8 protein-coding genes are annotated in these 12,904 nt (G+C 43.2%); 2 read left to right on the top strand and 6 right to left on the bottom strand.

What is annotated here, in order from left to right; all coding sequences use genetic code 11:
* Positions 1 to 49: 49 nt before the first annotated feature.
* Both BLP33_RS03450 and BLP33_RS03445 read left to right on the top strand, forming a co-directional pair.
* Positions 50 to 1,285 (top strand): dicarboxylate/amino acid:cation symporter, encoded by a 1,236-nt coding sequence (locus tag BLP33_RS03450; RefSeq protein ID WP_090524890.1) that lies wholly within the window; start codon positions 50 to 52, stop codon positions 1,283 to 1,285.
* A gap of 55 nt (positions 1,286 to 1,340) precedes the next feature.
* Positions 1,341 to 1,955, top strand: a complete 615-nt coding sequence (locus tag BLP33_RS03445; RefSeq protein ID WP_090524888.1) for a trimeric intracellular cation channel family protein — start codon at positions 1,341 to 1,343, stop codon at positions 1,953 to 1,955.
* A 187-nt stretch (positions 1,956 to 2,142) separates the two neighbouring features.
* On the opposite strand, the gene BLP33_RS03440 is transcribed toward BLP33_RS03445, so the two are convergent.
* The 6 genes from BLP33_RS03440 to BLP33_RS03415 form a co-directional block, all read right to left on the bottom strand.
* Positions 2,143 to 4,422: a GH92 family glycosyl hydrolase gene (locus BLP33_RS03440; RefSeq protein ID WP_090524887.1), complete on the bottom strand. Its 2,280-nt coding sequence runs from the start codon at positions 4,420 to 4,422 to the stop codon at positions 2,143 to 2,145.
* 103 nt (positions 4,423 to 4,525) lie between these two features.
* Entirely contained in the window at positions 4,526 to 6,028 is a 1,503-nt protein-coding gene (locus tag BLP33_RS03435; RefSeq protein ID WP_090526187.1) for a RagB/SusD family nutrient uptake outer membrane protein, read from the bottom strand.
* A 25-nt stretch (positions 6,029 to 6,053) separates the two neighbouring features.
* Entirely contained in the window at positions 6,054 to 9,455 is a 3,402-nt protein-coding gene (locus tag BLP33_RS03430) for a TonB-dependent receptor (RefSeq protein ID WP_090524885.1), read from the bottom strand.
* Positions 9,456 to 9,729: 274 nt separating this feature from the next.
* On the bottom strand, positions 9,730 to 10,923 hold the full coding sequence (locus tag BLP33_RS03425) for a FecR family protein (RefSeq protein ID WP_090524883.1): 1,194 nt from the start codon (positions 10,921 to 10,923) through the stop codon (positions 9,730 to 9,732).
* A 93-nt stretch (positions 10,924 to 11,016) separates the two neighbouring features.
* Positions 11,017 to 11,619 (bottom strand): RNA polymerase sigma factor, encoded by a 603-nt coding sequence (locus BLP33_RS03420; protein ID WP_090524881.1) that lies wholly within the window; start codon positions 11,617 to 11,619, stop codon positions 11,017 to 11,019.
* A gap of 207 nt (positions 11,620 to 11,826) precedes the next feature.
* Positions 11,827 to 12,840: a threonine aldolase family protein gene (locus BLP33_RS03415; protein ID WP_175489915.1), complete on the bottom strand. Its 1,014-nt coding sequence runs from the start codon at positions 12,838 to 12,840 to the stop codon at positions 11,827 to 11,829.
* Positions 12,841 to 12,904 lie beyond the last annotated feature (64 nt).

Genomic DNA, 12,904 nt, shown 5'->3' with positions numbered 1-12,904 from the left:
AGACATATTACCATGCCTCTGCGCTGCACAAATTAATTATCTTAGCACAATGAACAGCTGGTTTAAAAACTACAAAGGCATCATCCTATTAATAACAGGCATTATCATTGGCAGTATCGCCGGAGCTGTTTTAGGCGACAAAGTAGCCGTGCTCAAACCCATCGGTGATATTTTCCTGAACCTGCTGTTCACTGCCGTTGTGCCGCTGGTTTTCTTTGCCATAGCATCGGCTATTGCTGCATTAGACAGCTCACAAAGGCTGGGGAAACTGCTGGGCGTTACTTCACTGGTATTTGTGTCGACTGTTTTAGTAGCTGCTATGGTTACCATTATAGCTATTTGGATCTTCCCAATCCATCAGCACCTGGTGGCCAGCCCCATTACCGAAACCATCACCAAAAAACCTTTTGGCGATCAGCTAACCAGCCTTTTTACCACCAGCGAATTTTACCAGCTGTTATCCCGCAAAAGCATGCTGGCCATGATCATTTTTGCCGTGATCACCGGCTTTGCTACACTGCATGCAGGCGAAAAAGGCAAAGCATTTGCAGCTTTTTTACACAGCGGCAATGAGGTGTTCAAAAATATATTCAGCCTCATTATGAGGATTGGCCCAATTGGTTTGGGTGCTTATTTTGCTTACCAGGTTGGTGTGTTCGGTCCGCAATTATTTGGCGGTTATGCCCGATCAATGGCTTTATATTATGGAGTAGGTGCTTTTTATTACCTTGCGATATTCAGTCTGTATGCTTTTATCGCAGGTGGCGTTAGCGCGTTTAAGCGATACTGGAAAAATAATATTATACCATCGGCTACAGCAGTAGGAACTTGCAGCAGCATTGCCACCATACCGGCAAATTTGGATGCCGCAAAAAAAATGGGCATCTCTGATGCTATTGCCAATATTACCATTCCGCTTGGTGGCACTTTGCACAAAGATGGTTCAAGCATTTCGTCAATAGTAAAAATGGCTGTAGTTTTCGCGCTGTTTGGTAAAAGCTTTGACAACGCTGAAACTATAATCATAGCCCTTGCTATGACAGTTTTAGTAAGCCTGGTTGAAGGCGGTATACCCAATGGCGGTTATATTGGTGAGCTGCTTTTTATTTCGGCCTATGGTTTTCCGCCCGAAGCGCTCCCTCCTGCCATTATTATTGGTACGCTGGTTGACCCAATGGCCACATTGTTGAATGCAACCGGCGATACGGCTGCTGCCATGCTGGTAGCCCGCTTTACGGAAGGAAAGGACTGGATGAAACCGCCCCCCGCTAAGGGAGAACTATAGCATATTCAATAAAGGTTTATTATATTGGCGTATAAATAAACCCTTCACTACCTGTATGCTTCACATTCTCTACATTATAGCCATTATTGCCGAAGCAATGACAGCGGCATTATCAGCCGGGCGCCGGGATATGGATTGGGTTGGTGTTTGTATCATAGCCTGGGTTACAGCTTTAGGCGGCGGCACCGTTCGCAACATATTGTTTAATCATTACCCCATGAGCTGGGTCGAACATCCCGAATATTTAGTGATTACCGCAGCAGCAGCGATATTGGCCGCCATCATCGCACGCCTCATGACCAAAATGAAAACGCTGTTTCTTTACCTGGATGCTTTGGGATTGGTAGTATTTACTATTATAGGCTGCCAGATAGCTGAGCAGATTGATCTGCCATGGCTTATCATTTTGCTAAGCGGCATGATAACTGGCTGTGCAGGTGGTGTGCTTCGCGATGTTTTGTGTAATGAAGTACCTTTGCTGTTCCGTAAGGAGGTTTACGCCAGTGCATCCATTGTAACTGGGGCATGCTATTTAGGTCTCGAACATATGGGTGCCCCCAATGGAGTGGCAATTGTAATAGCTTGTATTATTGGTCTTGCATTACGTTTACTTTCTATTAAATATAACTGGCAAATGCCCAAATTTGTGTACCGGGAAGAATGGCATTAATTCTTGATTTCGGAATTGGGATTTTCGATTTCGGATTTTGTTTTTACGTCAGCTGAAAGCTGACACGATGGTTCACCACGGGCTGAAAGCCCGCGGCAGTAGCCGTTTAACAACCAAGGCGAGGATTTACCTCGCCTTGGTTGTTATTAAAATATCCACCATTGTTCCCCCTTCAGGGGTTAGGGGGCTACTCCGTACTCAACGAATATGGAACATCACTTACCTTCACGCCTCTTGCCTTATTAGGCTGAGGAGCCATATTAAAGTTAAGTACCGCTCCTTTTTTAAGTTCCGAATGGCTTAACCAGGTTAAATCATATGGCTTGCCGTTAACGTTTAACGTATTGATATATTTATTAGCCGGACTGTTGTTAGCTGCATTGATCACTACCTTTTTACCATTCTCAAGATTTAGCGTAATTTTCTTGAACAGTGGTGTACCCAAAACGTACTGATCACTGGCCGGAGTTACCGGGTAAAAGCCCATAGCCGAGAACACATACCATGCCGATGTTTGGCCATTGTCCTCATCGCCACAATAACCATCCGGAGTAGCTTTGTATAACTTCGCCATAGCATCACGCACATGGAACTGGGTTTTCCATGGTTCACCTGCATAATTGTACAAGTAAATCATATGTTGAATAGGCTGGTTGCCGTGGGCGTATTGCCCCATATTCATGATCTGCATTTCGCGGATCTCATGAATGGTCTCGCCGTAATAGCTATCGTCAAACACCGGTGGCATGCTAAATACCGAATCCAGCTTGGTAATAAATTTCTGACGTCCGCCCATTAAATCAATCAGGCCCTGCATATCCTGGAAAACGCTCCAACTGTAATGCCAGCTATTACCTTCGGTGAAGGCATCACCCCATTTAAACGGGCTGAATGGTTTTTCAAAAGTACCATCCTGGTTTTTACCACGCATCAGTTTTGTTTCCGGATCGAACAGGTTTTTATAGTTCATGGCACGTTTTTTATAAATGCCAATCTCTGATTCGGGTTTGCCCAGTGCCTTGCCTAATTTATAAATCGCAAAATCATCATATGCGTACTCTAAAGTACGGGCTGCGTTTTCATTGATCTTAACATCGTAAGGCACGTAACCCAATTTGTTATAGTACTCAACTCCCTCTCTGCCTGTAGCCTGCGGACCGGCATTATTTGCGCCGTGCACCAAAGCTTCCCACAAAGTACTGATATCATACCCGCGTAAACCTTTCAAATAAGCCTCAGAAACCACCGAAGCCGAATTATTACCGATCATCACCGCAGAATACCCCGGGCTCGACCACTCAGGCAACCAACCACCTTCTTTATAATCATTGATGAGGCCTTCCTGCATTTCTTTATTGATGGATGGATAAACCAGGTTCAGGAAGGGATACAGCGCCCGGAAGGTATCCCAAAAGCCGGTACCGGCAAATTTATAACCCGGGAATACTTTACCTGTCGATGCGCTATAGTGCACAATCTTGTTATCCTTATCTATCTCATACAATTTGTTCGGGAAAAATACCATGCGGTAAAAGCATGAGTAAAAGGTACGCATCTGATCAACAGAGCCGCCTTCAATCTGCAGGTGGTTTAGGGTTTTGTTCCAAACAGCTTTTGCCTTTTGACAAGTTACATCAAAGCTGTCTTTACCCTGCTCACGCTCCAGGTTCAACTCGGCCTGTTCAATGCTGATGAATGATGAAGCTACGCGCAAATGAACTTTTTCGCCTTGCGTAGTTTTAAAACCTATCAGAGCGCTTGCATGTTCAGCTTTTAGCTCCAGGCCATCAGCTTGCGTAGTATCGCCGAAAGTATGTGCATAGGTGATTGGCTTATCCACATAAATAACAAAATAGTTTTTAAAGTTTTTAAGCGGGCCGCGCGCATATTTGGTTGAATAGCCTACAATCTTCTTTTGATCGGGCATGATCTTTACGTATGAGCCTTTGTTCAGTGCGTCAATAACGATAAAGGAGCTATCAGTTTTAGGATAAGTAAACCTGAACTGTGCCGAACGCTCAGTTGGAGTAATTTCGGTAGTTACATCATGATCGGCCAGGTACACACTGTAATAGTATGGTTTGGCAGTTTCGGCTTTGTGCGAGAACCAGCTTGCCCTTTTATTTTGGCCTACTACTGCATGTTTGGTGACCGGCATAATGGCAAACTGCCCGTAGTCGTTCATCCATGGTGATGGCTGGTGGGTTTGTTTAAAACCGCGGATCTTGTGCGCATCGTAAGTATACGCCCATCCGTCGCCCATAACACCGGTTTGCGGTGTCCAGAAATTCATCCCCCAGGGAAGGGCAATAGCGGGATAAGTGTTACCATTTGAAAGGTCGTAGTGCGAGTCGGTACCCATCAACGGATTGATGTATTCAACAGGATCGGTAACCTTATTTACCTGCTGAGCAAAAGTACCGGACGCCAACAACACTGATGTGATAAGTACCAGGGCTTTTTTCATTGTTTAAATATTTGATTTTTGATGAAACGTTTTACCAAGCCGTAAATATAAAAGACTGGCTTGATATAGCCAGTCTTTTAAGTGTATTATTTGCATTATACAATTACCAACCCGGATTTTGGGTTAATTTACTGTTAGTGCTGATTTCACGCTGTGGTATAGGCCACAGGTAATATTGAGTTTTAAAGGTTACGCCCTGCTCTGTTTGCGAAGCGGTAGGGTCGGCAAAAGTGTTTGATTGCGGCAGGTAGGCCATATGGGTACGCTGCATATCAAAGTATGCCTTATTTTCATAAGCGAGTTCATGGTAGCGCTCCCTCCAGATTGCCTGGCGGAAGGTATCTTTGGTTAAATTACTCAATGGCGCAAGTTTAGCGCGTGCACGGATAGCATTAACAGCGGCATAAGCTTCAGCAGTTGGCCCGCTCACCTCGTTAGTTGCTTCAGCATAGATCAACTGAGCTTCGGGCAAACGCAATAAAGTCCAGTTCTCATCACTTCGACCGCTTTGAGCAGCACTTTCAACATGGAAATATTTATAAAGTGCATGTTCACCAAACTGAATGATGTTGCCTGGGTTACCGTATTGAGGATAGCTTGAGAAATAAAACTGGCGCTCCTGTGTACGCAGGTCGCCCGCCTCATAACTTGCCACAAACTGATTGGTAGGGATCATAGCGCCAAGGTGATCTCCATATGCACCAACCAACAGGTTAAACGGAATAGTTAACTGAGGGATAGCATTAGTCTGAGTGCCTACCAGGTAATTAATCTGGAATATTAATTCCTGCTGATTTTTGTGCGCATTATCATGCAGGAATGCATAATCAGGAAACAAAGAATACCAGCCTAAAACAGGCTCAATTTCTGATGCTGCCTTAGCATAGTTTTCGGTTTGTTTTAGCGGGAAGCCTGCTGTTGTTAAATAAACGCTGGCCAATAAGGTTTTAACAGCCCCCAATGAAACGCGACCGCTTGCATCAGTATTCGGCATACCTGATTCTTCGGCTGCCTGCAAATCGCTGATGATTTGTTTATAAACATCGGCCACAGGTGTACGTGAAGGATACAGATCAGGGCTGCTCACTGTTTGCGACGCGGTAATCAGCGGAACATCACCATATAAACGTACCAGGTGGTAGTAATAAAATGCCCTGAAAAAGTAAGCTTCACCTATCAGTTTCTTTTTTAAGCCATCATCCATTGGTGATATGCCGGGGATCTTTTCAATGGCAAGGTTTGCATTGGCAATCCCCTTGTAACAGTTATACCATACTGTTTCAAAACCAGGATTAACTGCATCGGTACGCTGATGGATCACGTTACCATTGTTTACGCTCTGTCCTAACGAAGTGGCATGGCCGGCAAACAACTCCAATGTAATAAAAGGACTTTCACCATAAGCATCTCCATTTTGAAAAAAATACATTACGTTGTACAAACCGTTTACAAAGGTTAAAGCCTGGTTTGAACTGACAAAATAATTATCCTTAACAAAGTTGCTTTTATTTTTTTCATCAAGATATTTCTTGCAACCACTGCCTGTAGCAGCAGCAAGGATAAGTAACAAACCACCTACCCTGTATTTTTTAAAGTTAAATTTCATAATATGATGTTTTAACATTTTTTAATTAAAGACTAACATTAACACCTAACAGGAAAGTACGTGGTTTTGGATAATCATAAAACTGGATACCCTGGGTGAAGTTGCTTGAGGCATTGTATGTTGATACCTCTGGATCATAACCTGTGTATTTGGTTATCAGGAACAGATTTTGTGCCTGCGCATAAACCCTTAAACGGCTTAACTTTAACTTTTTAAGAATATTGTCATTAAAAGTATAACCAAGTGTTACCGCCCTGCCGCGAATAAAATTACCGCTTTCAACTTTGGTTGAATAAATTTCGGTTTGATAACGTACATAAGCGGGCCTGCTTTCGGCAATGCTGGTGTTTTGGTTAGTCGGTGTCCAGGCGTTAAGTACGGTAGCATAGCTGTTTGCCTGACCAGTGCGGTCCTGGCCCGAGTGGCGGGTAAGGTTCATGATCTGATTACCGTAATTAAATTGCAGATCAACACCCAGGTCAACGTTTTTGTAGCGGAAGTTGTTGCTGAAAGTACCATAACCATCAGGTATTGATTTACCTAATACCACTTTATCGTCAGCGCTAACTTTGCCATCGCCATTGGTATCCTGTATTTTCAGGTCGCCTGGTAACAAGCCATATTTAGCAGCTTCGGTCGCCTCAGCAGTTCCCCATGTTCCAAGCACTTTGTAACCATAAAAACTACCGGCCGGAAGACCAACCCGCATCAGGTTAAATTGCGAAAGGAAGGTTGGAGCAAGGAAGATATCATCATTAGATGCACCTAACTGCAGGATCTTGTTTTTCAGGAATGAAATATTAAAGGTTGAGTTCCAGGTGAAATCCTGTGTTTTTATAGGAGTAGCATTGATCGTGAACTCGAGACCTTTGTTTTGCAGCTTACCTATATTTTTATATACGGTTTGAAAGCCGCTTGTTTCTGGCAGCGGTGCATTTAAAAGCAATGCTTTTGTCTTTTTCAGATAAGCATCTGCTTCAATGTTTAAACGATTGTTAAACAAGCCCAATGAAAAGCCTAAATCATACTCCGCAGTTTTTTCCCATTGCAAATCCTCGTTACCTATCGAGGTTTGCGTAGTACCTACCGCACTGTTGCCGCCAAAGGCGTAGCCAACTGTATTAATATTTGCGAGTGAGCGATATTCACCAATTTCGGAATTACCGGTTAACCCGTAGCTCAGCCTCAATTTCAGATCTGATATAGTTTTATTATCCTTTAAGAAATCTTCCTGAGATACGCGCCATGCAAATGCAGCAGAAGGGAAAAAGCCGTACTTTTTGTTAGTACCAAAGCGTGAGGAGCCGTCTTCGCGCCCCGTTAAAGTTAACAGGTATTTCTCGTTGTAGTTATAGTTCAATCTGGCAAAAAACGACTGCATTTGCCATGCATCATAATCAGACTCTGGTTTGTTAGGTACAATACCAGCAGATAAGTTATAATACTCATAAAAATCGTCAGACAATGTACCTGTTGATCCTTTTAAACGAAGTTGCTGATAGTTTTGACGTTCGGCACCTGCAACAAGGTTTATAGTATGTACCTTGTTAAAGGTTTTGTTGTAGGTAAAATAGTTTTGCCATTGCCAAAACGTCCTGTTAAACTCCTCTATCGAGGCCGAGCTATAGCTTTGTCCTGCAACAGGGCCGCCAACAAGCCCGCTTTGAGAAGCCGGGTTATAATTGGCAGATGTAGTTACACCCAAAACGCTGCGGAATTCCAAACCTGGCAACAGATTTAAATTCAAATAACCATTACCGCTGAAGATACGGTTGCGGGTAAGAGATTGAATTTCGTTAGCTTGTGCTACCGGATTATCACCGCCTTCAAGGTTAGGGTAATCGGTACGTTTGCCGTAGGTTCCGTCGGGATATCTGACAGGAATAAAAGGCACCATCTCAATTAACATACGCGGGATGTTGTTACCGCCTGTGCCCTGATCCTGGTTGCGGCCATCCTGGTAGTTGTAGTTTAATGTAGCCCCAACTTTTACCCATGGTTTTATCTGGTTGTCAACCGTTAAACGCACATTATAACGTTTCAGGTAGCTATTGAGGATAATACCTTCGTCATCAGCATAGTTCAGAAACAAGCCATAGTTTACATTTTCGGCGCCGCCGGTAAATGCAACGTTGTGGTTTTGGCTTACCGAAGTACGGGTTGTAGCTTTTTGCCAGTCAACGTCATATAATGGATTTAAATTTTGATCGAACAGTTTACCGATAAGGGCTGTTCTTTGCGTTACCGGGTTACGGTCGGTATAGTCGCCCGCAGCCCAGCCGGTAGGGTCATATTTTTTGATATTGGCGTAAGAAACATCCTCAATCTGCATAAACTGTTTTGAGTTAAGAACGGGTATCTCCTTAAACATATGATTTACCGCCATATAGGCATCGTAAGAAATGGTACCGCCTTTTTTACCTCTTTTGGTGGTAACCAAAATTACGCCGTTTGCACCACGGGTACCATAAATAGCTGTTGATGATGCGTCTTTCAGTACGTCGATAGTTTCAATGTCATTAGGGTTAATGGCGTTACCACCTTCTGTCCAAACCACACCATCCACAACATATAACGGATCGGTGTTGGTATTAATGGAGCTGTAACCACGGATACGGATTTTGGTTGCGCCACCCGGTGCACCTGAGTTACTTGATACGTTTACGCCGGCAATTTTACCAGACAATTCCTGCTCAAGATTGGTTTGCGGGCGCTCCTGCAATTGCTTTGCACCTACGCTACCTACCGAACCGGTAAGGTCGACCTTTTTTGCGGTACCGTAACCAACCACAACCACCTCGCTCAATGCTTTTGGTTCTTCTGCCAATACAACATCAATCTGGCTCCTGCCGCCAATAGGCACATTTTGGGTTGTATATCCTATAAATGTAAATACCAGTGTTCCGTTGGCATCAGGCGCGTTGACGGTATATTTACCATTAATGTCAGTTTGTACACCAACATTGGTACCTTTAACCTTAACCGTAACACCAGGGATAGGGCCTTTGGCATCGCTTACTGTACCCGTTACTTTAATTGGGGCAACAGCTACCTGCGACACAACAGGCTCATCCTTCTTTTTAACAACAATGGTTTGATCAAAAATTTTGTAGGTAAGCGGCTGATCTTTAAAGCATTGATCAAGCGCATTCTCTATAGATACGTTTGCAACTTCAATGTTGATTGCTCCGGCCTTTGATACATCCTGCTTATCATACATGAAATGATAGCCTGTTTGTTTTTCAATTGAGCGGAGTACTTTTTCAACGGTAGTGTTTTTTTGGTGCAAAGTAACTATCTGGCTATAACTTTTGGCACTCACATTGGTAAGGGCCGCAATTATAATAAAGGCAGTTAGCTTCATGGCCAATATAAATTTGCGTAATTGAGGCCATGCCATAGGCGTGGCCTTAGAATTAAAATTCATAAGTTTGTAGAGTTTGGGTTAAACATTAACTTTCAATTCATCGATTGTAGAAATTTGGGACCCAGATGTTTATGCCGGGAATGTACTGCGAATACTTCCCGGTTTTTTCATATGCTGGTTTTGGAATTTGATACACATGTTTGAACGCATGATAAACCGTTTTACCAATTTGATCCCAAGGGTCGGGCTAACTTATCTCAGGTATTTCTTCCATCATAGGGTTGTTTAAATTGTTAACAATTGGTTGCTTAATATAGTAGGTATAATAATTATGCTATTGTTGTATGGTAATGCGCTTATCCTCAATTTTAAATTTTACCCCGGCATAACCAAGCATATTCATTAATTGAGATGCTTTTACGTTTCGGGAGATTCGGCCTGTAAATTCTCGTTGTGGTATTTTACCTTCGTAGGCCACCTCAACATCATACCAACGGGCAGCCTGCCTCATAATGGCATCTATCCCCGCATCCCTGAATTGAAAAATGCCGTCTTTCCAGGCTATTTCATCATCTACATCAACATCGTTAAGTACTTTGAGCCTGCCTGCTTTATTGAGTACAGCCTGCTGTCCGGGTTTTAAAATGCCGATTGCAGTGCTGTTACTTATTTTTACTGATCCTTCTAATAATGTGGTTTTCATTTCGGCCTCGTCATTATAGGCCATGATATTAAAATGCGTACCTAAAACCTCAACTGTAGTGTTATCGGATTTAACCCTGAAAGGCATTTGCGGATTTTTGGCAACCTCAAAGTAAGCTTCGCCGGTGATGGTGACCTCACGAGTTTTGCCCGTAAACCTGGTTGGAAAGCTTAATGATGATGCCGAATTTAAACAAACCTTGCTCCCATCCGGCAAAACCAACTGGTATTGACCGCCACGCGGAGTTGAAACAGTATTTATTACCGGAGCATCAACATTAGTACCGGTTTCATAAACCAGCTGACCGTTGCGGGTTTTATTGATCCGGGTGGTACCCTGTTGCGCCAGCAGGCCGTTTTGCGCACTGTCAAGCGTAATAGTTTTGCCATTGGCCAATGTTAAAATTGCTTTGTTGCCACCAGGCAAAGCATCATTTTTAGGATGAATTTTGGCAATGTCTTTTTTTTCAATAACCAGCTTTTTTTGATTGCTGTAAATGTAAGCGCCGAATCCAACAAGTAATAAAAGTGAAGCGGCAACCCCTAACCTTCTCCAGGGGAGGTTATTATTCTTTACCGGTGCAGCAACAGATTGTTCGGGATTAGTTCTTAAAATCTGCATGAGCATATCCTCGCTTTTCGAGCGGTCAAAAAGCGGCCCATGATCGTCTAGCTTATCCCAGGCATGATGTATGAGCGATGCAAGCTCCGCATCGGTTGCCGATGAGTTGATGATCTCAAATAATTCATCGCGCTCGGCTGGCGTAGCAGTGCCATTATAATAAGTGTGAAACAAATAATCAAGCCGGGCGTAAAGTTCGCTCATAGTAAATGTTTTTCAGTATAACTGTATAATTGGCTACAGTGAGTTGGGGCAGATCTCATATACATGACACCTGTGAGATTAAAAAAGGGGGTATTACTTTTTGAAAAAAATAAAAAAATGAATCAGCGCCATTACTAACGCTATCGCCTCCATATGTTCATGCACATAATCTTTTATGGATGAGGTGGCAATTTGAAGGTATTTCTTGACGGTTTCGCGGGATAGCTCGAGCTCATCGGCAATCTCATGATACTTTAAGCGGTTATGCCTGCTCATGAGGTAAACTTTCTGCTGCTGAGGCGGCAGCTGATCAATGGCCTCATCAATCAAATTATAATAATGATCTGTTTCCTGAACTTCGGCATTAAAAGGTACAATGCGGGTTTCTTCCAACTTTTTAAGCTGCATCTGCTCACGGGCAACTTTGCGCAAACAGTTTAAAGCATGGTTTTTTGAAATTACAAACAGGTAAGCTTTAAAATTATCAACCGCCGTAAGCGTTTCGCGGGTCATCCAGATCTTCATAAACACATCCTGTACAACCTCTTCAGCCAGTTCAGCAGAATGGGTTATACGCAAGATATGAACGCCTAAACGCTGGTGATAAACAGAAAACAATTGACGAAAAGCAAACTCATTACCCTGAGCCACTTGCAAAAGCAGTTCCTTCTCATTTGATTGAGTAAATTCAAACATAGGCTAATGTATGGTTGCCGCAAATATTATAAAATTCGCAGTATTTGCAGCATTAATAATTATATCGATGAAACCAACGTATAACTGTAAAGAAATTAAAAATGTTTGAAAAAATATAAAACGGTCACATTCTCAAAGTTTTTTAACTATTAAGTATGTATTAAATAAATGTCAATCAGTACAATGGTGTTGGCAAGCCATCTAAATTTACAACCCCTTTAATACCCTTATTGTATACTCCACCTGTTCGGCATGTACATCAAGGTGTGTTACAAAGCGGATGCGGTTTTTATCTGTATCGCTTGCCCTAATGCCTTTGTCTGCAAGTTTGGCAAGCACCGCAGCAGCCGGTTCAACCGTATCAAATAAAACAATATTGGTTTCAACCGGAATTACATCGCTTACCCATGGCAATCGGCCCAGTTCCTCACCCAGAATACGCGCATGGGCATGGTCTATCTTCAGGCGTTCAACATGATGGTCAAGCGCGTAAATCCCCGCGGCAGCTAAAAAGCCCGCCTGGCGCATACCACCACCCAACACTTTACGGATGCGGCGTGCATATTTAATAGTTTCCTTATCGGCTAATAAAACTGAGCCTACGGGTGCACCCAATCCTTTTGACAGGCAAACCGAAATACCATTAAAATATCTGCCATACTCAACCGCAGCGTCACCGGTATGCGTAAGCGCGTTAAAGATCCGGGCACCATCAAGGTGAAGTTTTAAACCTTTCTCCCGGCAGAGGTTGGCAATAGGTTTGATATTTTCAAGCGTGTAGCAGCTGCCGCCGCCTTTATTAACCGTGTTCTCGAGCACCACCAAACTGGTATGCGGGTAATGGATGTTTTCAGCATTGATTTCCGGCTCTATCATTTCGGGCGTAAGGATGCCCCGGTAACCATTCAACAACCGGGTTGATACTGCCGAATTAAAAGCAATGCCCCCGCCCTCGTACCTGTAAACATGTGCGGTTTGATCGGCAATAAGTTCATCAAGCGGTTGGGTAAAACATTTGATAGCTATCTGGTTGGTCATGGTGCCTGATGGGCAAAAAATAGCAGCTTCCATACCAAACATAGCGGCAGCTTTAGCTTCAAGGGCATTTATGGTTTCGTCTTCGCCAAAAACATCATCCCCTACTTTGGCGCTCCACATAGCTTCAAGCATGCCTGGGGTTGGCTTGGTTACAGTATCGCTTCGGAAATCAACAGTGATCATATTAAAAAGTTAAAATTTGCGTTCTTTGTATCAGAATTCAGAACTCGTTATGCGCTCAATTTTA

Source organism: Mucilaginibacter sp. NFR10, from assembly GCF_900100445.1.
In the GTDB taxonomy this organism is placed as follows: Bacteria; Bacteroidota; Bacteroidia; order Sphingobacteriales; family Sphingobacteriaceae; genus Mucilaginibacter; species Mucilaginibacter rubeus.
The sequence above is the reverse complement of the archived record's forward strand: the minus strand, read 5'-3'. Positions and strand labels throughout refer to the sequence as shown.